This is a genomic window from Streptomyces sp. RKAG293, assembly GCF_023701745.1.
GTDB lineage: Bacteria > Actinomycetota > Actinomycetes > Streptomycetales > Streptomycetaceae > Actinacidiphila.
Genome location: NZ_JAJOZB010000001.1, coordinates 2,994,290 through 3,019,203, shown reverse-complemented (window position 1 = coordinate 3,019,203; position 24,914 = coordinate 2,994,290). Strand labels below are relative to the sequence as shown.

The 24,914-nt window shown below is 71.5% G+C and carries 23 protein-coding genes and 1 pseudogene; 6 read left to right on the top strand and 18 right to left on the bottom strand.

Going from position 1 to position 24,914, the window contains the following annotated elements:
- From LNW72_RS13375 to gmd, 5 genes are all read right to left on the bottom strand, one after another.
- The gene (locus tag LNW72_RS13375) at positions 1–1,173 is read right to left on the bottom strand and encodes a glycosyltransferase (protein WP_250975613.1); all 1,173 of its coding nucleotides are present in this window, start codon (positions 1,171–1,173) and stop codon (positions 1–3) included.
- 7 nt (positions 1,174–1,180) lie between these two features.
- A complete protein-coding gene (locus tag LNW72_RS13370) occupies positions 1,181–1,873 on the bottom strand; it encodes a hypothetical protein (RefSeq protein ID WP_250975612.1) in 693 nt (230 codons plus the stop codon).
- Positions 1,870–2,280, bottom strand: a complete 411-nt coding sequence (locus tag LNW72_RS42070; RefSeq protein WP_374117408.1) for a LamG domain-containing protein — start codon at positions 2,278–2,280, stop codon at positions 1,870–1,872. Before LNW72_RS42070 ends, LNW72_RS13370 begins: the two co-directional genes overlap by 4 nt.
- Positions 2,214–4,079 (bottom strand): hypothetical protein, encoded by a 1,866-nt coding sequence (locus LNW72_RS13365; protein WP_374117236.1) that lies wholly within the window; start codon positions 4,077–4,079, stop codon positions 2,214–2,216. The genes LNW72_RS42070 and LNW72_RS13365 overlap by 67 nt, the downstream gene beginning before the upstream one ends.
- A gap of 104 nt (positions 4,080–4,183) precedes the next feature.
- Positions 4,184–5,197: a GDP-mannose 4,6-dehydratase gene (gmd, locus tag LNW72_RS13360; protein WP_250975611.1), complete on the bottom strand. Its 1,014-nt coding sequence runs from the start codon at positions 5,195–5,197 to the stop codon at positions 4,184–4,186.
- Between the two features lie 96 nt (positions 5,198–5,293).
- On the opposite strand from gmd, the gene LNW72_RS13355 reads away from it, so the two are divergent.
- Positions 5,294–6,238: a GDP-L-fucose synthase gene (locus tag LNW72_RS13355; RefSeq protein ID WP_250975610.1), complete on the top strand. Its 945-nt coding sequence runs from the start codon at positions 5,294–5,296 to the stop codon at positions 6,236–6,238.
- A gap of 34 nt (positions 6,239–6,272) precedes the next feature.
- Here LNW72_RS13355 and LNW72_RS13350 read toward each other — a convergent pair whose 3' ends face one another.
- Positions 6,273–7,646, bottom strand: coding sequence for a sugar transferase (locus LNW72_RS13350; protein WP_250975609.1), 1,374 nt, complete (start codon positions 7,644–7,646; stop codon positions 6,273–6,275).
- A gap of 426 nt (positions 7,647–8,072) precedes the next feature.
- Here LNW72_RS13350 and LNW72_RS13345 point away from each other — a divergent pair, with 426 nt between their 5' ends.
- A complete protein-coding gene (locus LNW72_RS13345; protein ID WP_250975608.1) occupies positions 8,073–9,095 on the top strand; it encodes a small ribosomal subunit Rsm22 family protein in 1,023 nt (340 codons plus the stop codon).
- Between the two features lie 10 nt (positions 9,096–9,105).
- Here LNW72_RS13345 and corA read toward each other — a convergent pair whose 3' ends face one another.
- From corA to LNW72_RS13315, 6 genes and pseudogenes are all read right to left on the bottom strand, one after another.
- On the bottom strand, positions 9,106–10,197 hold the full coding sequence (corA, locus tag LNW72_RS13340; protein ID WP_250975607.1) for a magnesium/cobalt transporter CorA: 1,092 nt from the start codon (positions 10,195–10,197) through the stop codon (positions 9,106–9,108).
- Positions 10,198–10,268: 71 nt separating this feature from the next.
- A pseudogene (locus LNW72_RS13335) lies at positions 10,269–10,421 on the bottom strand (NAD(P)-binding protein); the annotation flags it as partial.
- A 13-nt stretch (positions 10,422–10,434) separates the two neighbouring features.
- Positions 10,435–11,253 carry a dimethylargininase gene (ddaH, locus tag LNW72_RS13330; protein ID WP_374117235.1) on the bottom strand — a complete coding sequence of 273 codons (819 nt, stop codon included), beginning with the start codon at positions 11,251–11,253 and terminating at the stop codon, positions 10,435–10,437.
- 187 nt (positions 11,254–11,440) lie between these two features.
- Complete coding sequence (locus LNW72_RS13325; RefSeq protein ID WP_250980137.1) at positions 11,441–12,232, bottom strand: heme ABC transporter ATP-binding protein; 792 nt, start codon at positions 12,230–12,232, stop codon at positions 11,441–11,443.
- A 44-nt stretch (positions 12,233–12,276) separates the two neighbouring features.
- Positions 12,277–13,317: an iron ABC transporter permease gene (locus LNW72_RS13320; protein WP_250975606.1), complete on the bottom strand. Its 1,041-nt coding sequence runs from the start codon at positions 13,315–13,317 to the stop codon at positions 12,277–12,279.
- Positions 13,314–14,345 carry an ABC transporter substrate-binding protein gene (locus LNW72_RS13315; RefSeq protein ID WP_250975605.1) on the bottom strand — a complete coding sequence of 344 codons (1,032 nt, stop codon included), beginning with the start codon at positions 14,343–14,345 and terminating at the stop codon, positions 13,314–13,316. The genes LNW72_RS13320 and LNW72_RS13315 overlap by 4 nt, the downstream gene beginning before the upstream one ends.
- Before the next feature lie 104 nt (positions 14,346–14,449).
- On the opposite strand from LNW72_RS13315, the gene LNW72_RS13310 reads away from it, so the two are divergent.
- Entirely contained in the window at positions 14,450–15,925 is a 1,476-nt protein-coding gene (locus tag LNW72_RS13310; RefSeq protein WP_250975604.1) for an HtaA domain-containing protein, read from the top strand.
- A gap of 87 nt (positions 15,926–16,012) precedes the next feature.
- Positions 16,013–17,542: an HtaA domain-containing protein gene (locus LNW72_RS13305; RefSeq protein ID WP_250975603.1), complete on the top strand. Its 1,530-nt coding sequence runs from the start codon at positions 16,013–16,015 to the stop codon at positions 17,540–17,542.
- Between the two features lie 82 nt (positions 17,543–17,624).
- Here the strand turns inward: LNW72_RS13305 and LNW72_RS13300 are convergent, their stop codons facing one another.
- A complete protein-coding gene (locus LNW72_RS13300) occupies positions 17,625–18,278 on the bottom strand; it encodes a biliverdin-producing heme oxygenase (protein WP_250975602.1) in 654 nt (217 codons plus the stop codon).
- Positions 18,279–18,477: 199 nt separating this feature from the next.
- On the opposite strand from LNW72_RS13300, the gene LNW72_RS13295 reads away from it, so the two are divergent.
- The gene (locus LNW72_RS13295; protein ID WP_250975601.1) at positions 18,478–19,188 is read left to right on the top strand and encodes a bifunctional DNA primase/polymerase; all 711 of its coding nucleotides are present in this window, start codon (positions 18,478–18,480) and stop codon (positions 19,186–19,188) included.
- 39 nt (positions 19,189–19,227) lie between these two features.
- On the opposite strand, the gene LNW72_RS13290 is transcribed toward LNW72_RS13295, so the two are convergent.
- The 5 genes from LNW72_RS13290 to map all read right to left on the bottom strand — a co-directional run bounded on the left by LNW72_RS13290 (position 19,228) and on the right by map (position 24,546).
- Positions 19,228–20,205 (bottom strand): hypothetical protein, encoded by a 978-nt coding sequence (locus LNW72_RS13290; RefSeq protein ID WP_250975600.1) that lies wholly within the window; start codon positions 20,203–20,205, stop codon positions 19,228–19,230.
- A complete protein-coding gene (efeU, locus tag LNW72_RS13285) occupies positions 20,087–21,049 on the bottom strand; it encodes an iron uptake transporter permease EfeU (RefSeq protein WP_250975599.1) in 963 nt (320 codons plus the stop codon). Before efeU ends, LNW72_RS13290 begins: the two co-directional genes overlap by 119 nt.
- A 6-nt stretch (positions 21,050–21,055) precedes the next feature.
- Positions 21,056–22,378: an iron uptake transporter deferrochelatase/peroxidase subunit gene (efeB, locus tag LNW72_RS13280; protein WP_250975598.1), complete on the bottom strand. Its 1,323-nt coding sequence runs from the start codon at positions 22,376–22,378 to the stop codon at positions 21,056–21,058.
- 11 nt (positions 22,379–22,389) lie between these two features.
- On the bottom strand, positions 22,390–23,520 hold the full coding sequence (efeO, locus tag LNW72_RS13275; protein ID WP_250975597.1) for an iron uptake system protein EfeO: 1,131 nt from the start codon (positions 23,518–23,520) through the stop codon (positions 22,390–22,392).
- Positions 23,521–23,688: 168 nt separating this feature from the next.
- Positions 23,689–24,546 carry a type I methionyl aminopeptidase gene (gene map, locus LNW72_RS13270; protein ID WP_250975596.1) on the bottom strand — a complete coding sequence of 286 codons (858 nt, stop codon included), beginning with the start codon at positions 24,544–24,546 and terminating at the stop codon, positions 23,689–23,691.
- 67 nt (positions 24,547–24,613) lie between these two features.
- Here map and LNW72_RS13265 point away from each other — a divergent pair, with 67 nt between their 5' ends.
- Positions 24,614–24,862 (top strand): hypothetical protein, encoded by a 249-nt coding sequence (locus LNW72_RS13265; RefSeq protein ID WP_138353788.1) that lies wholly within the window; start codon positions 24,614–24,616, stop codon positions 24,860–24,862.
- The last annotated feature ends 52 nt before the right edge of the window (positions 24,863–24,914 follow it).

Sequence of the window (24,914 nt, the reverse complement as noted above, 5' to 3'; positions counted from 1 at the left end):
TCAGCGTCGCACGTCCGCGTACACCTTTTGCAGGTGGTCCACGATCGCGTCGATGGTGAAGGAGTCATGGATCAGCCGCCGGGCCGCGACGGAGGCCGCCGCGTGCACCGCCGGGTCGAGCAGTTCCAGGATCGCACCGGCGATCCGGGCGCCGTTCTCGGCACTGTTCCCGCCGCCGGCCTCCTCGCGGCTGTCGACGAGCCGGCCCGCGCCCGCCGCCTCGATGTCGGGGGCCAGCCCGCAGGTCTTCGTGACGACCACGGGGGTGCCCACGGACATGGCCTCGGCCGCGGACAGCGAGAACGACTCCTGGATCGACGGGATGACGTAGACGTCCGCCCGCCGCAGGTGCTCGTACACCGCGGTCCTGTCGAGGGCGCCGACGTACTCCACCGACCCGTCGACCCCCAGCGCGCGGGCGCGGGCCAGGGTCGCGTCGAGGCCGCCCGTGTCGGGCCCGGCGAGCACGAAGCGCGCCTCCGGGTGCTTGCCGAGCACGCCGGGGACGGCCTCGATGAAGTCCTCGGGCCGCTTGGCGGGGTGCACCCTGGCCAGGTACAGCACGGTGGGCGGCCCGCCGTGCGAGGACGCCCGCAGTTCCGGGCGGTACTCGCCCTGCGGCTCGACGCCGTTGGCCAGCCGCACGGTGTTGGTCAGTTCGACCGGTTCCACCACGGCGTTGACGTTGCGGCGCTCGGTCTCGGTGAGGCACAGCACCGCGTCGGCCCGCCGCAGCACCCGCCGCACCCCGAACGCGTCGGAGATCTTGGCGGGGAGCCGCTCGGTCGGGTCGATCATCCCGTGCGTCTGCAGGACCAGCGGCCGGCCGCACTGCAGGGCGGCGAGCGCGATCGGCAGGGTGACGAGGTCCCGCATGAGGTGGACGTGCACGACGTCCGCCGACTTCACCAGCCGGCGCGCCCCGGCCAGCAGCGACGGGGAGGTGATCCCCGCGACACCGAACCGCCGGATGAGGTGCCGGGCCTGGAACAGCTGGGCCGGTACCCCCTCCACCTCGTTCGGCAGCGGCCCTTCGAACTCGTCCCCGAGGGTGACCAGCCGGGCGTCGACCCCCCGCTCGATCAGCCCGCGCGAGAGGCTGAGCGCCACCCGCGTCGGACCGCCGAAGGCGTGGCTGGGCGTGTGCAGGGTGACGGCGTGCAGGACGCGCATACCCCGTTCACGCCCCCTTCGAGAAGAGCCAGACGGAGCAGCCCGTGCTGGAGAAGCCGCGCGCGCCGGCCGGCACGGTGACCAGGGCCTTGCTGCCGGAGACCGGCTTGCCGTTCGCGCCGGTGAGCGTCCAGGCGCAGGTCTTGGACGGGGTCGGCGCGTGGTAGGTGCCGGGGGTGATGACGCTGCCGGACTTCGGCTTGCTCCCGACGGTGAAGGCACCGTCGGTGAAACCGTGCTCCGCCGCGGCGAGTACCGGCTTCTGCTCGGGGCACAGCGTGGTCACGGCGTCGTGCGCGCCCGCGATCTGGCCGAGGACGATGCCGCTCGCCGCCGCGTCGGGATCCCGCTTGGCGATGAACTTGATCTTGTCGCAGGACTCCTGGCCGAGCTCGAGCACGGCTGCGGGGTCGGATCCCTTGGGCACCCGGCCGGTCAGGTACTGCTTCTGCTGCTTGGTGAAGGAGCCCGTCACCGGGGTCAGTTCCGCCGCCGGGACGGTGGGCCCGGGAGTGGTCGGAGCGGCGGTGGCGGTGGGGTTCTGGTCGAGGCCGCCGGAGACGGGGGCCGAGGCGGACGGGCCGGTCCCCGCGGGCGGGGTGGCCTTCGTGTCATGGCTGCTGGAGCAGCCGGTCAGGAACACCACCGCCGCCGCCGTCGTGATGACGGCGGCGGCGGCGGCCCGGAGCGGGTGGATCATCCGGTGAGCCCCAGGGTGTGGTGCTGGGCGATCTGCGCGGGAGTCAGAACGCTCGGGTAGATCGCGGTCTCGTCGATGGAGCCCGCGAAGTAGTTGCTCGCGGGAAGGCTCGGCCAGCCGTAGAGCTGGTCGCCGCCGACGTGCCAGTAACCGGTGTAGTCCTGGCTGGTGGTGTACGCGGCGTTGCTGGCCACGAGGTTTCCGTCGACGTACAGCCGCAGGCCGTTGGAGCCCTGGGTGCCGACCACGTGGTGCCACTGGCCGTTGTTCAGGCCGGCGCCGCTCGCGATGGTGCGCTGTCCGGCGTTGTAGATGCCGAAGACCAGCTGACCGCTGTTGGTCATGTAGATGTGCTTGTCGTAGCTGGCGCTGAGCCGGCCGTCGGTGTTGCTGCCGAAGCCGACCAGCTTGCCACCCTTGGTGGTGGTGGTCTTGAACCAGGTCTCGACGCTGTACGAGGTCGGGCGGGGAAGGCGCGGTCACTGTAGGAGTACTGGCTGGTGCCGTTGTACGTGACCGCGGTGCTGCCGCCCTTGACCGCGGCGGGGACGACCCGGCGGGTCGAGTAGCCGACGTTGTCGCCGGCGACCTGGTTGCCCGAGGCGTCCGCGAGGTAGCCGGCCGTCTCGTCGTAGCGCCAGTACAGGCCGGCGCCGTCGGCGATCACCCTGGCGGGGTACGTCTCGGCGGTGGCCGCGGCGACGGCCGTCGCGTTGGCCGACTTGGCGCTGACGTTGGTGCCGTCGCTCGCCGACACCCGGTAGGTGTACGAGGTGCCCGCCACCACATCGGTGTCGGTGAAGGTGAGCTGCGGCCGCACCCACGGCAGCGAGGAGGCGCTGACGGTGTAGACCGGGGTGGCACCGTTGTTCCGGTACACGTTGTAGGTCAGGTTGTTGTCGTCGAGGTCCAGGCTGGACTGCCAGCGGACCTGGACCTTGCCGGGCTCCACGCTCGACGCGACGACCTGCGGGACGCTGGGCGCCCCGGTGTCAGGACCGCTCGAGAAGCGCGTCAGGCCCTGCTGGGCCTTGAGGTTGGTGGTGGTGAAACCGCCGCCGGCCCAGAGGTAGTCCTTGCCGCCGCCGGAAGCGACGATCAGCACGCGCGGGCCGACCAGCTCGCCGAGACCGTCGTTGGTGTCGGGGAACCAGGGGAGCAGCGCCGGGCTGTCGACCGACTCGGCCAGCAGGTGGTGGCGGTTGCCGTCCGGGTACTCGCCCATGGTCGAGCAGTCGTGGGCGTGCGAACCGCTGTAGAGGACCGACTGGTAGAGCGCCAGGTTCTGGGTGGCGCCCAGGCAGGTGTCCCGCCAGCGCTGGTTCCAGTCGCTGTTGTTGAAGGCGGTACGGCCGTCGAACACGCCGCCGCCGGTGCCCTCGTTGGCGACGTAGAAGCCGGTGCTGTCGGTGACGATGTCCTTGACGACCGACGTGTTGTCGAAGAAGCCGTTCGGGTAGTTCTTGGTGACGGCGCCGGTGGTCGCGTCGACCACCGCCAGGGCGTGCGAGTTCGCGCCGTTCACGGTGTAGAAGTCACCGCCGACGATCACATGGGTGCCGTCGGCCGCCACCTCGACGGCGCGCGCCGTCTCGTCGGTGTCGACCGTCCACGGCTTCAGGGTGCCCGTGGTGGTGATCGCGGCCAGGTGGCCGCGGGTCTGGCCCGCGACGGACTGGAAGTCGCCGCCCAGGTAGACGGTGTCGCTGGTCGCGGTCAGCGCGCGCACGGTGGCGGTGACGGCGACGTGGAAGTCGTTCCGCGGGGTGCAGGTGGCGATGTCGATCGCCGCCAGGTTGCTCACCCCGACGCCGTTGACGGATCCGAAGGAGCCGCCCGCGTACAGCGTCTTGTGGTCCGGCGAGACGGTGAGCGCGCGGACCGTCCCCGTGCCGCCGGTGAAGGACAGGTGGCACCCGGTGGGTGCGCCCGTCGTGGTGTCGAACGCGGCGAAGTTGACCGCGGGCTGTTCGTTCACGCCGGCTGCAGAGCCGGGCGGCCGGATGGCCGAGAACGTACCCCCGGCGAAGACCACTCCGTCCGCCTGGGCGAAGGCCCAGACGATCCCGTTGGTCTGCCAGGTCGAAAGGTCGTCCGCCGTGATGGCGACCGGCGGAGTCGTTGCCGTCGCGGAGTGCGACGTCAGCACTCCCAGTGTCGCGGCCGCCAATGCGGTGGCAACCGAGAACACCCCCAATTTACGCATGCGTAGCCCCCCAGGCCCCTAGCGTTTGCCCGTGGCTCGTACAGCCGACGGTGCAGGGCAGAGTAGGGCGCTCAGTAGTCCCTAGTCTGCAATTTTGGCGAGATTTAGCGATCTATGCGCACAGTTGCGCCCGCCAACTGATCAGATACGTGCTGAATGTCGGCATCCACCATGATCCGAGCCAGTTCTTCCACCTTGACCGATGCTTTCCAGCCAAGGAGGTCGTGGGCCTTGCTCGCATCCCCGATGAGCGCGTCGACCTCACTGGGCCGCTCGTACTTCGGGTCGTAGCGAACGTATTCGGCCCAATCCAGTCCCGCATGGGCGAAGGCGGTCTCCACGAACTGCCGCACCGTAGCAGCCTCACCGGTGGCGACCACATAGTCGTCCGGCTCGTCGCACTGCAGCATCCGCCACATCGCGTCCACGTACTCCGGCGCGTAGCCCCAGTCGCGGACCGCGTCGAGGTTGCCGAGGTAGAGCCGGTCCTGAAGGCCGGCCTGGATCCGGGCCACCGCGCGGGTGATCTTCCGTGTGACGAAGGTCTCGCCACGGCGCGGGGACTCGTGGTTGAACAGGATCCCGTTGACGGCGAACATTCCGTACGCCTCGCGGTAGTTCACCGTCGACCAGTAGCCGAAGACCTTGGCGCAGCCGTAGGGGCTGCGCGGGTGGAACGGCGTGCTCTCGTTCTGCGGCGGCGGCGCGGCGCCGAACATCTCCGACGACGAGGCCTGGTAGACGCGGGTGCTGATGCCGCTCGCGCGGACCGCCTCCAGCAGGCGCAGCGCGCCGAGCCCGGTCACGTCGCCGGTGTAGAGCGGCGCGTCGAAGGAGACCCGGACGTGCGACTGCGCGCCCAGGTTGTACACCTCGTCGGGCCGCAGGTCGCGCAGCAGGTTCACCAGGGCGACGCCGTCCGACAGATCGGCGTGGTGCAGCACGAGGGAACGATTCTCCTCCTGCGGGCCCTGGTAGATGTGGTCGATCCGCTCGGTGTTGAAACTGGACGACCGGCGCACGAGACCGTGCACCGTGTAGCCCTTGGCGAGCAGCAGTTCGGCCAGGTACGAGCCGTCCTGGCCGGTGACGCCGGTGATGAGTGCGCTCTTGCTCACGCGGTCCCCCCTTAGGGATCCGGATATATTGCTGTTTGGTACGGAAAGCTGGACTCAGACCCGAATGGGTGATGCCGCAGGGCATAATCCGGTGTCATGAAGGCTACGAGGGAACTGCTCCCGCCCAGCGCCCGGATCTTCGTCGCGGGACACCGCGGCCTGGTCGGCTCGGCGGTCACCCGCCGGCTCACCGCCGACGGCTACCAGGTGATCACCCGGGGCCGGGACGGACTGGACCTGCGCGACGCCGCGGAGACCGGACGGTTCCTGGCGGAGGTCCGGCCCGACGCGGTCGTGCTCGCCGCCGCCAAGGTCGGCGGGATCATGGCCAACAGCACCTATCCGGTGCAGTTCATCGAGGACAACCTGCGGATCCAGCTGAGCGTCATCGCCGGCGCACACGCGGCGGGGGTCGGCCGGCTGCTCTTCCTCGGCTCGTCCTGCATCTACCCCAAGCTCGCCCCGCAGCCGATCCGCGAGGACGCGCTGCTCACCGGCCCGCTGGAGCCGACCAACGAGCCGTACGCGCTCGCCAAGATCGCCGGCATCGTCCAGATCCAGTCCTACCGGCGGCAGTACGGCGCCTCGTACATCTCGGCGATGCCGACCAATCTCTACGGCCCCGGCGACAACTTCGACCTGGAGACCTCGCACGTCCTGCCGGCCCTGATCCGCCGCTTCCACGAGGCGAAGCGGGACGGGCGGGAGAGCGTCGAGCTCTGGGGCACCGGCTCCCCGCGGCGCGAGTTCCTGCACGTGGACGATCTCGCCGCCGCCTGCGCGCTGCTGCTGCGCACCTACGACGGCGACGAGCCGGTCAACGTCGGCTGCGGCGACGACCTGACGATCCGCGAACTCGCGCAGACCGTCAGGGACGTCGTCGGATATGAGGGTGCCATCGCCTGGGACCCGACCAAGCCGGACGGCACCCCGCGCAAACTGCTGGACGTGTCCCGGCTGACGGATCTCGGCTGGAAGCCGACGATCCCGCTGCGGGACGGCATCGCCTCGGTGTACACCCAGTGGCGGTCCGAGGCGTGAGGGGTCGGTGGGCGGAGGAACGAAGGGCACCGGTCTAATACGCTCCTCGTCCGTCGACCACAGCACGGAGCGTGCGGGCCATCACGTCGACATCACTGGTGAACGACCAGTTGTCGACGTACTGCAGGTCGAGTGCGACCGTCTCGTCCCAGGACAGGTCGGAACGTCCGCTGACCTGCCAGAGTCCGGTGATACCCGGTTTGACGGCGAGGCGGCGCAGCTCGATCTCGTCATAGCGGGCCACCTCCTCCGGCAGCGGCGGGCGCGGCCCGACCAGTGACATCTCACCGCGCAGCACATTGACGAGCTGCGGTAGTTCGTCGAGCGAGCAGCGGCGCAGCAGCCGGCCGACGCTGGTGACCCGGGGGTCCCGGCGCATCTTGAACATCAGGCCGTCGTTCTCGTTGGCGGCCGTCAGTTCGGCCTTGCGGGCCTCGGCGTCCACGACCATGGTGCGGAACTTCCACATGGTGAAAGGCGCGCAGTTCTGGCCGTGCCGGATCTGCTTGTGGAAGGCCGGGCCGGGTGACCCGAGCCGGATGGCGGCGGCGATCAGACCGAACAGCGGTGCCAGCAGCAGCAGGCCGGCGGCGGCGCCGGCCCGGTCCATCGCCGACTTGAGCTGGATCTGGACCCCGCGCCGGGTGGGCGGGGCGATGTGGAGCATCGCCAGCCCGGCGGGCGCGGCGAGCTGGACGCGGCGCATGGACACGTCCACCAGTCCCGGCAGGACCGCCAGCGGCAGTCCCGCGTCGTGCAGCGCCCAGGACAAACGTTTCAGCCGCTCTCCGGCCATCCGCGGTCCCGGTGCCACCAGTACGAGTTCCGCGCGGTGGTCCCGGGCGGCGCCCAGCACGAGCGCGGAGTCGCCGCTCGGGGCGCTGGGCATCACGGAGCCCAGCCGGGCACTGACCGGGGCGCCGCATTCGAGGTTGGCGTTCCCGACCGGGACGACACCGACGACCACATAGGCGTGGTCGGTGCGTCCGGCCAGGTGGCCGACGACATGGTCCGCGGCGCTCGGCTCGCCGATCACCAGGACCTTGCGGACCGCGTGCGCCTCGCGGCGGGCCGCCGCGAGATGCCGGTGCGTCATCTTGCGGCAGGAAGCGGTCAGCAGCAGTCCGGGCGCGAGCCCGAGCAGCGCCAGCGGGGGCTCGGAGATCTCGCCGACCGCGGTACGCGCGACGGCCAGCACTCCGAGCAGGATCAGCCAGTCGTACAGGACTGGCAACGCGGCCCGGGACTCGCCCAGGGACCGCGCCGCATAGCGGTGCCTGCCCGCCTGCACGCACAGCCAGGCCACCGCGGCCACCACTGCGCATGCCCATGGGTACGGTTGACGCGTCGCCTGGAACACGAGCGCCACGGGCAGTGCGATACCCACCAGGTCGACGGCTAGCGCCACCGGCAGGTACCACGTCGGTTTGTCACTGAGTCCGCGCGGAGCCTTGCTCCGCACGGGTTTCGGTTCGGCTTCGATCAGACCATTGGGTACTTCGACACGCCGCATGGACCCCCCTGGCACATCGCGACCAACTGTGGGCGCGGTTGCTACTTCCCCAAGCAGCAGTGCGCCGTGATAAACCGGAACGCTAGGCCAAAAGAGTGGTCATCCGCTGCGGTTTACGTATATTCGAGCCGTTGTTGTGTCCAAGTTAATAGCTCAGCTGCACAACATGGCCATACGGAGTATGGCGGGCGTCCACTTCATGGTTACAACCGGGGGTGACCTCGCCCGGAACGTATCGTCCTGGTACCGGACCGGATGCGGAGGGTGAGCGTCCGGTGGCCGGGACGGCGCCTGGGGCGGCGCCCCTTACAGTTGTCGCTTGTGTCCACCTTGCAAGCCCCCGACGACCTGCGCGCCGCGCTCAACGGCCTGCTCGACGGTCTGCCGCCGAACCGGGCGGCCCAGGCGGTCGACCGGCTGATCGCAGCCTACCGAGGCGAGACGCCGACCGACGCCCCGATCCTGCGGGACGCCTCAGACGTCGCCGCGTACGCCGCGTACCGGATGCCCGCCACCTACGCCGCCGTCCGCTCCGCGCTCGCGGAGTTCCAGGCGCGGGCGGGCACCTGGGCCCCGGCCACCCATCTGGACGTGGGCGGCGGCACCGGGGCGGCGACCTGGGCGGTCGCCGACACCTGGCGGCAGGACACCCACACCAGCACCGTCCTGGACTGGTCCGACGCCGCCCTCACCCTCGGCCGCGAACTGGCCGCCGGCGCCGACTCCGCGGCGGTACGGGACACCGAATGGCGCCGGGCCCCGCTCGGCGGCGCCGTACGGCTGCCCGGGTCCGACCTGGTCACCGTCTCGTACGTGCTCGGCGAACTGGACGCCGCCGCCCGCGTCTCCGTCGTCGCCGAGGCCGCCCGCGCGGCGCTGGGCGCCGTGGTGATCGTCGAGCCCGGCACCCCGGACGGCTACGCCCGGGTCATCGCCGCGCGCGACCAGCTCCTCGCCGCCGGGTACACGGTGCTCGCCCCCTGCCCGCACAACGGGACCTGCCCGATAGAGGGCACCGACTGGTGCCACTTCGCGGCCCGGGTGAACCGCTCCTCGCTGCACCGCCAGATCAAGGGCGGCTCACTGCCGTACGAGGACGAGAAGTTCAGCTATGTCGCGGCCGCCCGCTTCCCGGCCGCGCCCGCCGCCGGGCGCGTCGTGCGGCACCCGCAGATCCGCAAGGGCCAGGTGCTGCTCGACCTGTGCACCCGGGACGACGGACTCTCCCGCAGCATCATCACCAAGAAGCGGCACGGCGACCTCTACCGCGCCGCCCGCGACGCGGACTCGGGCGATCCCTGGCCGCCGCCCGCCGAGGAATCCCCGGACTCCACGGACTCCTGAGCCGGCCGGCTCAGAGCCAGCCGTAGCGCCGGAAGGCCCGGTAGACCACCGCGGACAGCACGGCCGTCACCCCGACCATCAGCGGGTAACCGAAGGTCCACTTCAGTTCCGGCATGTGCTCGAAGTTCATCCCGTAGAAACCGGCGATCATCGTCGGGATCGCGAGGATCGCGGCGGCCGCGCTGATACGCCGCATATCGGTGTTCTGCTGCACGGCGAGCTGGCTGAGATTGGCCGACAACAGCCCGTCCACCAACTCGGTGTAGCCCGCCAGCCGCTCCCGGACGTGGGACAGATGGTCGGCGACGTCCCGCAGATACCGGCCGACCTCGGGCCCGATGACGGCGTACGGGTCCTCCGCGAGGCGCTGCAGCGGCCGGGCCATCGGATGGACGGCCCGCTTGAACTCGATCAGCTCGCGCTTCAGCTGGTAGATCCGCTCCGCGTCGTCGCCGTGCCCGGCCGAGAACACATCGGACTCCAGCTGGTCCACATCCAGCTCCACCCGGTCCGCGACGTCCAGGTAGTCGTCGACGACCTGGTCCGCGATCGCGTGCAGCACCGACGCAGGACCCTGCGCCAGCAGGTCGGGCCGCGCCTCCAGGGAACTGCGCACCCGGGACAGGCCCGGCGCGCTGCCGTGCCGGACGACCACGACGAAGTCCTTGCCCAGGAACATCATGATCTCGCCGGTGTCGACGACCTCACTGGTCGCCGTCAGCTTCTCGTGCTCCACGAAGACGATCGTCTTCAGCACCAGGAAGAGCGTGTCGCCGTAGCTCTCCAGCTTCGGCCGCTGATGCGCCTTGACGGCGTCCTCCACGGCGAGCGGATGCAGGCCGAACACATCGGCGATCTCCACGAGGTGCTCGGCGTCCGGCTGGTAGAGCCCGATCCAGGCGAAACCGCCCGGCCGCTCCCTGGCCGCCGCCAGCGCCTCACGCGGCGGCAGGGTCGCGGAGCGCTTGCCGTCCTCGTACACCGCGCAGTCCACGATCACGTCCGCGGTGCACTTGCGGGGCGCGGGCAGCGCGCCGCCGCCCTCGTCGAGGGTGTGCCACCTGCCCCCGCTCCCGCTTCTGCGCCACTGCCGACCTGTCATGGTGCCCTCCTCGGTACGTACCCGAGGAAGTATCGCCGATGGGTCCGGCGACCCGTCCGTCCGCCCTGCCGCGCGCCGCCGGTCAGCCGCTCCGGCAGCAGCACGCTGCGGCCGGCGCGGGCCGGGTAGGCGGCGGCCACCAGACCGTTGTGGCCGCCGCCGACGATCACGGCGTCGTACGAGGAACGCTTCGGTACGCGGGACGATGCGGTGGTGGAGGACATGCAGGCACGGTACTTACCGCAGCTCCTGGGTGCAGCACTTCACGCTGCCGCCCGCTTTGTGGAGCTCCGACAGATCGACCGCGACCGGTTCGAAACCGCGCTCGCGGAGCGGTGCGAACAGGCCGGTGGCGCCGCGCGGGAGGACCACATGGCGTCCGTCGCTGACGGCGTTCAGCCCCAGTGCGGCGGCGTCCGCCGCCGTCGCGAGCAGGGCGTCGGGGAAGAGCCGGGCCAGTACCTTGCGGCTGCCGGGTGAGAAGGCGTCCGGGAAGTACATGACCTCGCCCGCCGCGTCGTCGAGAACGGCGAACGCGGTGTCGAGGTGGTAGTAGCGGGGGTCGGTCAGTTCCAGCCCGATGACGGGCCGGCCGAAGAACTCCTGGGCCTCGGAGTGCGAGAGCGGGCTGCTGCGGAAGCCCATTCCGGCCAGGATCCACTGCGAGGTGACGGCGAAGTCGCCCTCGGCCTCGTTGATGTGCTGCGGCTCGCGCACCTCGGTGTAACCGTTGCGGCGGAACCACGCCAGATGCGCCGGCGCCTCATCGGTCCGTTCCGCGTTGAAGAACCGGGCGCCGAGCACCCGGCCGTCCACGACGGTGGCGCCGTTGGCGGCGAAGACCATGTCGGGCAGGTCGGCCACCGGGTCGAGGACCTCGACGGTATGGCCCAGCGAGCGGTAGCGGTCCCGCAGTTCCTCCCACTGGAAGAGCGCGAGTACGGGGTCGACCGGCTTGGCCGGGTCCATCCACGGATTGATCGAGTAGGTCACCCGGAAGTGCTCGGGCGGGCACATCAGGTACCGCCGGGGTGTGGCGGTGCGGACTGTGCGCAATGCGGGCTCCTCGTCGTTTGAGGCTCCGGCGGAACGCCGATGGGGGTCGCGTACGCGCATGGGGGTTACGTACGCGCACAAATCGTCCACCCTCGGCGGCCGAAACGCATCGAACCATTTGGGTGGTTCGCTCGATCGTTTTCATACACGGCGGCCTATCACGGCGGCCCTGTCCCACGCCCGGCCGTCAGCGGCGGGGGAGTACGAGCGGTTCGCCGGTTCTGGGGTGGGCGAACACCTCGACCGGATGCCGGTACACCGCGCTGAGCAACTCCTCGGACAGGACGTCGGCGGGAGCGCCGTCGGCCGCGATCCGGCCCTCCGCCAGCACCGCGATCCGGTCGGCGTGCGCGGCCGCCAGGCCCAGGTCGTGCAGCACGACGACCACGGCGCGGCCCCCGTCGGCCTGGGCGCGGCAGATCCGCAGCACCAGTTCCTGGTGGTGCAGGTCGAGGGCGGCGGTGGGTTCGTCGAGCAGCAGCAGGGGCGCGCGCTGTGCCAGGACGCGGGCGAGCGCGACCCGGGCCCGCTCGCCGCCGGACAGCGCCGGGAACGGCCGGCCGGCGAACGCGGTGACCTCGGTGGCCGCCATCGCCTCGCGCACCGCCGGATCGTCCTCGTCGGCGGCCGCGGTGCCGGCCCAGGGCGCGCGGCCCATCCGTACGACGTCCTCGACGGGGAACGGGAAGGCCAGCGGCGCCGATTGGGGCAGCACCGCCCGCCGCAGCGCGAGGTCGGGCGCGGACCACGAACCGACCGGCGCGCCGTCCACCAGCACCTCGCCGGAGTCCGCCGGCACATCCCCGGCGAGAGCGCCCAGCAGGGTGGACTTGCCCGCCCCGTTGGGGCCGACCAGCGCCAGCACTTCGCCGGCCCGGACGGTGGTGTCCACGCCGTCCAGCACCGGCCGTCCGCCGAGCCGTACCCGCAGGGCGCGGGTCCCGGCGAGCACGGCGCCGGGGCCCGGCCGGCCGGGCAGCGTCCGGCCGCGGCGGCTCCAGGGCCTGTTGACGAGCGGTCTGTTCACGCCCAGCCTCCCTGTCGGTTGCGGGTACGGCGCAGCAGCCAGAAGAAGAACGGGCTGCCGACGAGGGCGGTCAGAACGCCGAGCGGCAGTTCCGCGGGGGCCGCGAGGGTGCGGGCGGCGAGGTCGGCGGCGACCAGTACCAGCGCGCCGCCGAGGGCGCTGCCGGGCACCAGGAAGCGATGGCCGGGTCCTGCGGCCATCCGCAGCAGATGCGGTACGACCAGCCCGACGAAGGAGATGATCCCCGCCACGGCCACGGCGGCCGCCGTGAGCAGCGCGACGACGAGGATGAGCACGATCCGCATCCGCTCGACCTCCACACCCAGGTGCCGGGCCTGCCGTTCGCCCAGCGCGAGCAGATCGAGCCGCCGGGAGAAGAACGGGGCGACGGCCAGCCCGAGCAGTGCGCAGGGCAGCACGGCGAGCACCTTGGGCCAGCTGGACTGGGCGAGCGAGCCGAGCTGCCAGAAGGTGATCTGGCTGATCTGGGCGTTGTCGGCGAAGAAGATGAACAGGCCGATCAGCGCGCCCGCGAAGGCGTTCACGGCGATGCCGGTGAGGACCAGGGTGACCACTTCGGTCCGGCCGCCCGACCGGGAGAGCCCGTAGACGACCAGCACCGTCAGCAGCCCGGCGGCGAAGGCGCACACCGTGATCGTCCAGTTGCCGAGGAAGTTCAGCCCCAGCGCGATCGAGCCGACCGCGCCGACCGCCGCGCCGGACGAGATCCCGACGACGCCGGGTTCGGCCAGCGGGTTGCCGAACACGCCCTGCATCAGGGCGCCCGCGCAGCCGAGGGAGGCGCCGACGAGCAGGGCGAGGGTGATGCGCGGGAGGCGTACGTCCCACAGCACGGACTCCGCGACGCGGTCGAGCCGCGCGCCGCCGAGGCCGAGCCGGTGGGCGGCCGAGCCGATGACGTCGCCCGCGGGGATGTCGTAGGCGCCGGTGCCGGCGGAGACGACGCACAGCACGAGCAGGACGGCCGCCATGGCGCAGCTGAGGACGGTGGCGGCGCGGTTGACGCGTGAACTCACCGCTGCGCCCCGGCCGCCGTGCTTCCGGACGCCTTGATGCCGTCGGCGAGTTGCCGCAGGACCCGGTCGGTGCGGGGGCCGAAGTTCAGCAGGGTGCCGTCGTCGATCGCGATGACCCTGCGGTCCATTCCGGCCGGGGTCTGGGCGACGCCCGGGACCTTCTCCAGTCCGTCGGCGCCGCCGACGGACTCCAGTCCCTTGGTCATGACGAGGATGACGTCCGGCGCGGCCTTGACCAGGGCCTCGCTGGTGATCGGGGTGAAGTCCTTCGCCAGCCCGGAGTCCTTGCCCGCGTCGACCGCGCCCACCGCCTCGATGAGCGAGTCGGCACCGGAGCCGGCCCCGCCCAGGAGGTAGACCGAGGCGGTTCCCCGCAGGTAGAGGAAGGCGACCTTGAGCTTCCGGCCCCTGGCGGGCGCCGGAACGGTCCTGGTGACGGCGGCCATCCGGTCGGCGGTGCGCCGGCGCAGCTCGTCCCCGGACGCCTTGACGCCCAGCGCGGCCGCGACCGCGTCGATCCGCGGACCGACGTCGCCGAGCCGGGTGGCCGTACCGAAGACGATCAGCGGGATGCCCGCGGCACGGATCTGCTGGACGGCTTCGGCCGGGCCGGTGGAGGTGTCGGCGAGGACGACGGTGGGGTGCAGCGACAGCACGCCCTCGGCGGAGACGTCGTGCGCGCGGGTGATGACCGGCAGCTTCGCGGCCTGGGCGAACGTGGCGGTGATGTCGCGGGCGACGACGTTCTTCCCGAGGCCGAGGGTGAAGACGATCTCGGAGAGCCCGCCGGTGAGCGGCACGATCCGGTCCGCGCTGCCGACCGTCACCGACCGGCCGTCCACCGACCGCACGGTGGCGGGCAGCCGCGGGACCGGGACGGTGGCCAGTGGTTCGACGCGGTCGGCCGCCGGGGCCGGTGCGCCGGCGGCCGCGGCGGGCCCGCCGGTGCCTGACTGCGCTCCGCAGGCCGTGAGGGCGACGGCCAGGAGCAGGGGCCCGGCCAGCCGTGAGATCCGCCAAATTCGCACTGTTCACCCTGCCTTGTGCGGTTCCCGGGACGGGAGGGTTCCCGTCGCTTCGCCGATAGCTTAGGTTAGCCTTACCTCAATTTCTACTCCATGAAGGGGTCCCCATGCAGTCATCCGGCCGAGCCCGTGTGCTCGCCGCCGCGCTCCTGACGGCGTTCCTGACCGCGCTCCTCGCGGCGCTGCTGCCCGTCACGACCGCACAGGCGGCGGACCGGCGGGTGGCCGGCGGACGGCTCGACTGGGGGATCAAGTCCTCGTTCCAGAGCTATGTCACCGGCCCCATCGCGCACGGCAGTTGGAGCCTGCTCGGCGGCGCCGCCACCGTCGGCGGCAGCCAGTTCCGGTTCCACTCGGCGCAGGGCTCCTACGACGGTGACCGGGGTTCGTTCAGCGCCGGGTTCTCCGGCGGGGTGCGCTTCACCGGGCACCGGCAGGCCGACGGCTCCAACCAGCTGGACCTCACCATCAGCCGCCCCACCGTCCGGATCTCCGGCGGCAGCGGCACCCTCTACGCGGACATGAGCAGCAAGTCCAAGGAGACCGGCAAGGTCACCACGAGCTCCCAGGTCCCGCTGGCCGCCCTCGCGCTGGGCGGCGTGGACATGCGCGGCGGCGGTGCCACCGTCGCGCTCAACTCCGTTCCCGCGACGCTCACCGCGCAGGGCGCGAAGGCGTTCGCCGGCTACTACACGGCGGGCACCGCGCTGGACCCGGTGAGCCTGTCGGCGGACGTCGCGGCCGCGGCGAAGCCGACCGCGACACCCACGGCCACGCCCACCCCGACTCCCAACGCCACGTCCTCGGCGACCGCACCGGGACAGCCGGCGATCACCGACGCCGCCGTCGACTGGGGCGTGCGCCGCACCTTCCGCGAATACGTCACCGGGCCGATCGCCAAGGGCCGCTGGGAACTGTCCGGCGGCGCCAGGGACGGCGGCGCGCTCTTCCGCTTCGGCGCGGGCAAGGGCAGCTACGACGGCGCCAAGGGCGCGCTGGACGCGACCTTCTCCGGGACCGCGCGCTTCCTCGGCATGGAGCAGGGCGGGAAGTACGGCCTCGACCTCGCACTCGGCGCGGTGCGCGTCACCATCGCCGGCGGCAAGGGCACGCTCTTCGCCAACGGCGCCCCGTTCGTCACCTTCGACGCCCCCGCCGCGACCCTCGCCCCCAAGAACGGGCTGGTCGCCCTCACCGAGGTGCCGACCAGGCTCACGGCTGAGGGCGCCAAGGCGTTCAACGGGCTCTACGCGGCCGGCACCGACATGGACCCGCTCACCGTGTCCGTCGCCCTGGACCGCTCGGCCGCCCTTCCCGCGCTGCCCGACCTCGGCACCGGCGCGACGGCGGCCCCCTCGGCGGCCGCGGCACCCCGGGCGCCGCAGCCGAAGGCCGCGGCCGCCGAACCGGGCGCCCCCGCCCTGCCGTTGACCGTCCTCGCGGCCGTGCTCGTCGCCGCCGCCGCGGGCGTCTTCGTGTGGCGCAGGCGCCGCGCGACAGCAGCCCCGGCCGCCATGGACGCTGCCGCTGCCGCAGGCGCTGCCGCTGCCGCAGACGCTCCGGACACTCCGTCCGCCCCCTGACTGCCCGACCGCACGACCGCTTCACCGCACGTCCCCGACAACTCCCTTTCCCCTTTCACCTTTCATCTCCGAGGAGAACCACCCGCGATGACCGTCCACCCCCGCCCCCGCCCCCGCAGCCGCCGCCCCCTCGCGTTCGCGATAGCCGCGGCCACCGCCGTCGGCGCGACCGCGCTGAGCCTTCCGGCGCTCGCCGCCGACAACGGCACGTCCGGCGCGCCGGGCGCACCGAAGATCGTCCTCGACGGCGGCACGCTCGACTGGGGCGTGAAGGAGTCGTTCCGGAACTACGTCACCGGTATGGCGGCCGGCACCATCGAGACCGCCGGCGGCGCCACGAAGAACGCGGACGGCAGCTTCCGTTTCGGCGGGGCCAAGGGCAGTTACGACACGGCGACCCACGCCGTCTCCGTCGGCTTCGACGGCAGCGTGCGCTTCACGTCCAAGCTGCACGGGTTCGACATCGAGCTCGCCGATCTGAAGATCGACACCGTCGGTACGACGGGCACCCTCACCGCCGACGTGACCTCCGCGGGCGCGACCGCCGATGACGTGAAGTTCGCCTCGCTCGACCTGTCCGCGGTCCGTCCGGGCGGCGGCGCCGACGGGTCGATGAGCTTCGCCGGCATCCCGGCGGCGCTGACGGCCGACGGCTCCAAGGCGTTCAACGGCATGTACAAGGCGGGCGACAAGCTCGACGCCGCGAGCCTCACCGTCAAGCCCCAGGCGACGCCGCCCACCACCACACCCACCACACCCACCACCCCGCCGACGACCACTCCCACCAAGCCGCCGGTCACCCCGCCGGCGACGCCCGGCGCCACGCCGACCGACGCCGCCGACCCCGTCCAGCACGTCGTCGACGGCAATCTGGACTGGGGCGTCAAGGCGTCCTTCCGCTCCTACGTCACCAGCCCGGTCGCGGCCGGGAAGATCGAGACGGCGGACGGCGCCACCGCGAGTGCCGACGCGTACCGCTTCCCGAAGGGCAGCGGTACGTACACCGCGGACACCAAGGCCCTCAACGCGGGCTTCGCCGGCTCGGTGCGCTTCCTGGGCCACAAGGAGAACGGCGCGTACAGCCTCGACCTGAAGTTCAGCGACGTGAAGGTGGCCGTCAAGGGCGCCACCGGCACGCTGACCGCCGACGTCTCCTCGAAGGACCGCGAGACGGGGAAGGTCAGCCGGTACAACGACCTGACCGTCGCCACGCTCTCCGCCGTGGCGCCGAAGGCCGACGGCAAGGTCGTCACCGTCTCCGCCGCGAAGGCGGCCCTCACCGCCGACGGCGCCAAGGCGTTCGGCGGCTTCTACCAGGCCGGTGCCGCGCTCGACCCCGTCACCGTCGCGGTCTCGCTCGACAAGGACGCGAGCCTGCCGGGCACCGGAACCACCGGCGGCACGGGCGGTACGGGCGGCGCGGTGAACGTCGGCGACACGACGGGTGGCACCACGGGCGGTTCCACCACCGGTGGCACGACCGCCGGCACCACGGGCGGCACCCTCGCCGCCACCGGCTCGGGCGCCCCGTCGGCGGCCCTGCTCGGCGCCGCGGGACTGCTCGTCGTGGTGGGCGCCGGCGCGACGGCCGTCGTGGCCCGCCGCCGCTCCTCCTGACGCATCCCTCCCGGTACGCGAAGACGCCTGCGGGACCCGGTCTCCCGGGTCCCGCAGGCGTCCTGTCGAACGGCTGCGGGTGCTACGCGCTCAGCGGGTAGGCGGCACCGAGGTCGGTGAAGACGGCGCTGTTCAGGGCGAAGGCGTGGCGGCACTCGTCCACCACGCGCTGCTTCTCCAGGTCGTCGACGGCCAGGGCGTCCAGCAGCTCGCGGTACTCGCGCTTGAACGCGGCCGGGTTGCCGATCCCCTCGAAGACGTAGAACCGCACGCCGTCGCCCTTGCGTTCGAACCCCCAGGTCTTCTCCGCGATGCCACGGATCACCTGTCCGCCGGACAGGTCCCCCAGATAGCGGGTGTAGTGATGTGCGACATACCCCGCGGGCCACGTCCTGGCGACCTCGGCGACCCGCTCCGCGTACGCCGCCGTGGCGGGCAGCGGGACCGAGCGCCGCTGCCAGCCCGCGCCGAGCAGATGGTCCAGGTCGCGCTCCAGCTCCGCGACGCGCAGCAGTTCGGCGCGGACGAAGGGGCCGGCGACAGGGTCTCCGGCCAGCGACTGCGCCGCGTCCTCCAGAGCCCGGTAGACGAACCACAACTGCTCGGTGTAGCGGGCGTACGCGTCCACGCCGAGCCGTCCGCCGAGCAGATCGCTCATGAAGGTCGAGTTCTCGGCCTCGGTGTGCTGATCGTGGCTGGCGGTGCGGATCACGGTGGAGAACGGGGACGGCGTCAAGGGAACCTCCTGCTTCGGGCGTGCCGCAATCCTTGCAAGTTAGGTATGCCTAAGTCAAGAGGATGCCGACAGCCTGTCGGGAACCACGCTACTCCAGTCCTTCCACCCCGGCTGTGCGTTCATTCCGGACAAGAGGCAGGATGATGCCCACCACCCGCGTACCGTGGACCATGGACGCGGGGGCGAGGGAAGGAGCCCGATGGCAGGCAAGAGCAGGTTGTCCGAGTGGCTGCGCCGCCGATCGGCAGGCTCGGACACCGATCCCGGATCTGCTCCCGCCCTGGCCCGCGAGGAACTGATCAACGCCGCGGCCGCCGCGGGCTTCCCCGTCGCACCGGCCGCGCACCCCTCCGGCTACGGATGTTCGTGCGACCGCGTGGGCTGTCCCACCCCGGGCATGCACCCGGTCTCGTTCGCCTGGCACACCCAGGCCACCACGGATCCGCAGAAGATCGACCACTGGCTGCGCACCCAGCCGCTCGCGAACTTCATCTCCGCCACCGGCGCCAGCCATGACGTCCTGGACGTGCCGGCCGACGCGGGCAGGATCGCGCTGGACCGGCTCGCGGCCGAGGGCGGGGACGCCGGTCCGGTCGCCGCCTACGGGGACGACCGCCTGCTGTTCTTCACCGCCACCCGCGGCACCCCCGTCGACGAGGACGAGTGGTGGCCCTGCGAGCTGGACTGCCATCCCGAGACCGTCGACGAGCACCCCGGTCTGCGCTGGCACTGCCGCGGCAGTTACGTCCTGCTGCCGCCCGCCAAGCTGCCCACCGGCGGCGCCGTGACCTGGCTGCCCGACCGCGGTCCCGACCGCCCGCTCCCCGACCCGCTGCCGCTCCTGGAGATCCTCATGGACTCCTGCGCCCAGGTCGAGTACGTCCCCGAAACGGTGGGCTGGCGGCTCTGACCGCCTGCGGCCGGCTCCGCGCCGGACCCGGCCACCGGTTCACTCGCCCTTGGCGGAGACCAGACCCAGCAGACGGCTCAGGAAGACGACCTTCCCCTGGGCGTCGTTCGCCGGCGGGACCGTGACGGCCTGTTCCGCCACCCGGATCAGCGTGACCGAGTTCTTCGGGGTGCCGGTCATCAGCGCCTTGGTGTCCGGGTCGTCGACCTTCAACGGCTTGCCGGGCGTGGTCAGCCGCGACTGGTGGCGGGAGGCGAAGAACACCAGCGCCCCGCCGTCCGTGGTCCGCAGCCCCACCGGGGGGAACTCGCCCGCGCCCACCGGCTGATCGGCGTACTCGGTGACCGCGGCCGAGGTGCTCGCGCCCTTGCGGCGCTGCTGGCGCACCTGCGAGGTCTGGGGGCCGTCGGCGAAGGCCAGCGTCGCCGCGGTGCCGGTCTGCAGATACGAGGTGTACGCGGTGCTGAGCCGGCCGGGCTCGACCAGCAGCCCGGAGCCGTCCAGCGGCACCGGCTCGGCGTACCCGTCATGGTCCAGAACGAACGTCGGCATCCGGCCGGCGGCGATCAACGCCAGGTACGAGGCCTTCCACGGCTCGCTCACGGCGGACCGCTGGAAGAGCAGCAGCCAGTGGGCGTCGCCGCTGGCGTTGCTGACGGTGTCGGCGGCGAACCACTTGGGCCAGCCGCGCTGCTCCGGTATCAGGAAGCGCGCGTCGGTGAGCTTGAGCGGCACGGCCTGCGGATTGCCCTCCGGGTGGTTGGCGTGCCGGGCCGTCAGACCCGCGTGGTCCAGCGCGCCGAGCGCGCCGGTCTCGGCCTTCGCCAGCGTCGCCGGGTCATAGCTCCGCTTGGCGTCGTTGTTGAGCCGGGTGAAACGGTCGAGGGCCTTGGCGGCCTCAGCCTTCGTCACCGCCGGCACGAGCGCCTGCTCCCCGTGCACGGTCACGCACCCCGTCACCGGCATCAGCACGAGCAGCAGAACTGCGGCTGTCACGGACAACCTGCGGCGGGTCATCGGTCGTCGGCTCCTTCGGGGCTGCTGCGGTCGGCGCAACCCTACCGGGGGCGAGGAAGAAGGCCATCGTCGGTACGAGATACAGCGCCCACACCGTGACCTGGACGACGGTCGGATCCGGCTGGAAGTTGAGGACGCCCTTCAACAGGGTGCCGTACCAGCTGTCCTGGGGGATCGTGGAACTGATGTCGAAGGCCACCGAGCCGAGGCCGGGCAGCCAGTCGGCCTCCTGCAGATCGTGCACGCCGTAGGCGAGCACGCCCGCCGCGACCACGACCAGCATGGCGCCGGTCCAGGTGAAGAACTTCGCCAGGTTGATCTTCAGCGCGCCGCGGTAGAAGAGCCAGCCGAGCACCACCGCGGTGGCCAGGCCCAGCGCCACACCGATCAGCGGCTGCGTCGACCCGTCCTCGGAACCGGCGGCCTGCACCGCGGCCCAGACGAACAGCGCGGTCTCCAGGCCCTCGCGGCCGACCGCCAGCAGCGCGGTCGCGACGATCGCGGTGGTCCCCATGGCGAGCGCGGCGTCCAGCTTGCCGTGCAGCTCGCGCTTGAGATGCCGCGCGGTGCGCCGCATCCAGAAGACCATCCAGGTGACCAGCCCGACGGAGAGGATCGACAGCGAACCGCCGAGCGCCTCCTGCGCCTTGAAGTCCAGCGACGAGGAGCCGAACTGCAGCAGCGCGCCGAAGGCGGCGCTGATGACGATGGCCACGGCGACGCCGGCCCACATCGGCAGCAGCGTGTCCCTGCGCCCGGACTTCACCAGGTACGCGATCAGGATGCAGACGACCAGGCTGGCTTCGAGCCCTTCGCGCAGCCCGATCAGATAGTTACCGATCACCGCCGGTCACTTCCCTTCGAAGAGGCCGCGGCCCCACCAGTCGGCGCTGTCGCGGACGCCGGGAGGGCAGGCGAAGTGCGCGGAACCGACGTGCTGGATGTACTCGTTGAGCGCGTCGGTCCTGGCCAGCCGGTTCTGCACCGGGATGAAGCCGGAGCGCACATCGCGCTGGTAGGCCAGGAAGAACAGCCCGGCGTCGAGCCGGCCGAGGCCGTCCGTGCCGTCGGTGAAGGAGTAGCCGCGGCGCAGGATCGTCACCCCGGAGTTGCTGTCCGGGTGCGCCAGGCGGACGTGCGCGGTCGGCAGCATCGCCTTGAGGTTCGGGGTGTCGTGCTCGCGCTGCTTGCCGGCCGGCGCACCCTCGCCCTTGTTCCGCCCGAAGATGTCCTCCTGCTCCTTGAGCGGAGTGCGGTCCCAGGTCTCTATGTGCATCCGGATGCGCCGGGCGACGAGGTAGGAGCCGCCGGCCATCCAGGCGGCGCCGTCCTTCGTGGCCGCCCACACGTGCTCGTCCTGCGTGGCCCGGTCGCTGCCCGCGACGTTGTGCGTACCGTCCTTGAACCCCATCAGGTTGCGCGGGGTCTGCTCGTCCGGCGTCGTCGAGGACGTCTTGCCGAAGCCCAGCTGCGACCAGCGCACGGCGACCTTGCCGAAGCCGATGCGCGCCAGGTTGCGGATCGCGTGCACGGCCACCTGCGGGTCGTCCGCGCACGCCTGGACGCAGATGTCGCCGCCGCTGCGGGTCGCGTCCAGGTTGTCGTGCGGGAACGCCGGCAGGTCGACGAGAGCGGTGGGACGCAGCGCCTTGAGGCCGAAGCGGTCCTTGCCGTCCTTCTCGAACAGCGTCGGGCCGAAGCCCACGGTGATGGTCAGCCGGGAGGACGGCAGGCCGAGCGCCTCGCCGGTGTCGTCCGGCGGGGCCTCGGGCAGACCGCCGACGGCGCCCGCGCCGACCGGCTTGCCGGCCGTCATCGCGGCGGCCGCCGCCGTCCACTCCTTCAGCAGCGCGACGAGTTCCGCGCGGTCGTCGGTCTTCACGTCGAAGGCAGCGAAGTGCAGCCGGTCCTGGACCGGGGTGGTGATCCCGGCCTGGTTCGTGCCGTGGAACGCGATGACATTGCCCGCGGAGGCGGCCGGCTGGACGTCGTTGCCGGTGCGCACCGCCGCCGCGGCACCACCCGCGGCGGCCGCGCCGAGCGCGATGCCGGCGCCGGTCCAGCCGATGACGGCCCGCCGGGAGACCGGGCCCCTGGCCCGTTCCGCCGTGCTGTCCCGGTCCGCCCCGTCCTGCTGGGGGGCGCCCGCTTCGGTGGTGTTCTCGTCAGCCATGGGGGACTCCGTTACTTCGCGACGGCCGCGGCGAGCTTGGAGAGCGGCTCGGCCAGCGCGTTGACGCCGTCCGAGAGCTCCTTGCGCTGGGCCGCGTTCACGGTGTCGTACGAGACGAAGGTGGCGCCGGTCCGGTACTTGTCGAGCAGCGTGTTGATCGCGGTGAACTGCTTGTCCAGTTCCTTGGCCAGCTCGGGGTTGTTCTGCGAGGCGACCGGCTTGAGCAGCTCATAGGCCTTCTGCGCGCCGCCGACGTTGGCCTTGAAGTCCGACAGGTCGGTGTGGCTGTAGCGGTCCTCCTCACCGGTGACCTTGCCGGTGGCGACCTCGTCCAGCAGCTCCTTGGCGCCGTTGGCCATGCTGGTCGGGGTGATCTCCGCCGTGCCGACGCGCTTCTGCCAGCCGGTGAGGTCGGTGAGGAGCTGCGCGGCGAGCGCCTTGTCGTCCGCGGAGATCGACTTGGTGACCCACAGGGACTTCTCGAGCTTGTGCCAGCCGGTCCACTTCTGGCCGGGCTCCAGGCCGTCCTCGCGGGTGTCCGTCTTCGGGTCGATGTCACCGAAGGACTCGGCTATCGGCTCGGTGGACTCCCAGCCGGTGCGGGACGGGGCGAAGGCCGCCTTCGCACCCTCGACGTCGCCCTTGATGACCGCGTCGGTGAAGACCTTGACCTTCGGGATCGTGGCGTCGGCCTCGCTCTGCGCCCACTTGCGGTACTCGGCGACGGCCGTGTCCAGCCGCGGGTCGTTCTTCTTCGGCGCGCCGGCGCCGGTGGCGCTGACCTTGGTGCGCAGGCCGTCGCCCTTCATCCCGGGCTTGCAGGTGACCTCGTAGTCGCCGGCCTTGAGCTCGGCGGAGATGTCGGCCTTGGTGCCGGGGCCGATGTTCTCCCGCTCGGTCACGATCTTGTCGCCCGGGGCGTAGACGTACAGCTCGTTGACCTTGGAGCCCTTGTTCTCGAACGCGAACTTCACGTGCCCGGCCGGGAAGCTGGTCTTCGAGACCTTGCAGGAGTCGTCGGTCGCGGTGACCTGGATCGCGTCGGACGCCTTGGCGTCCGTCTTCTCGGAGCAGCCGCTGACAGCGGCGAGCGCGGCGACGACCGCGACAGCGGTGACGACGGAGAGACGGGCTGCGGACATACGTGGCTCCAGGCTGCTCAAGGACGCTCAAGATGGGGATTGGCCGGTGAGGCTGGCCTAACTTATCTGAGCCTTGCCTTTGTAGTACCCGCGGGGTCGCATGAAGTCCAGTGATTCGGGTCTCACCGGTCGCATGCGGGGGCGCGCCGCGGCGCGCCCCCGCTCCCGTCAGGGCAGCGTGAGCACCTCTGCGCCGGTTTCGGTGACGACCAGGGTGTGCTCGAACTGGGCGGTGCGCTTGCGGTCCTTGGTGACCACCGTCCAGCCGTCCGCCCAGATCTCGTAGTCGTGGGTGCCCAGCGTGAGCATCGGCTCGATGGTGAACGTCATCCCCGGCTTGATCACGGTGGTGGCGTGCGGGGCGTCGTAGTGCGGCACGATCAGCCCGGAGTGGAACGACGTGTTGATGCCGTGCCCGGTGAAGTCCCGCACCACCCCGTAGCCGAAGCGCTTGGCGTACGACTCGATGACCCGCCCGATCACATTGATCGCCCGGCCGGGCTTGACCGCCTTGATCGCCCGGTTCAGCGACTCCTCGGTGCGCTCGACCAGCAGCCGGGACTCCTCGTCGACGTCACCGCACAGGTACGTGGCGTTCGTGTCGCCGTGCACCCCGTGGATGAACGCGGTCACGTCCAGGTTCACGATGTCGCCGTCGCGCAGTTCGGTCGAGTCCGGGATGCCGTGGCAGATGACCTCGTTGATCGACGCGCACAGCGACTTCGGGAAGCCCCGGTAGCCGAGATCCGACGGGTAGGCGCGGTGGTCGCACATGTACTCGTGCGCGACACGGTCCAGCTCGTCCGTCGTCACCCCCGGAGCGATGTGCTTGGCGGCCTCGACCATCGCCCGCGCGGCGATCTGCGACGCGATCCGCATCTTCTCGACGGTTTCGGCGTCCTGCACCTCCGGCCCGGTGTACGGAGTGGGCGCGGGCTTGCCCACGTACTCGGGCCGGGGGATCGAGGAGGGTACCGGGCGCGGCGGGGAGAGCTTGCCGGGAACGAGAAGCGACTGACCAGACATGCCGACGAGTGTATCGGCGGGCGATCGGGCAGGCTGGCGGCAGGTACTCGTACATCAGGAGGCAGTCATGGCGCTGTTCAGGGCGAAGAAGCCGGCCGGCAAGCCGGGCGAATGGTTCTACTGCCTGGAGCACAAGAAGGTCGAGGAAGGGCCCGACTGCCCGGCCAAGGACCGGTTCGGCCCCTACGCCACCCGTGCCGAGGCCGAGCACGCGATGCAGACGGCCGCCGACCGCAACCTCCAGTGGGAGACGGACCCCCGCTGGCACGACAAGGAGGCGGGCCCGGACGACGAGCCCGGCCCGTCCGGTCCCTGAGGTCCCGGCCACCCGGTGTCCCGGGGCCGGGATTCCGGGCCGCGGACTCCGG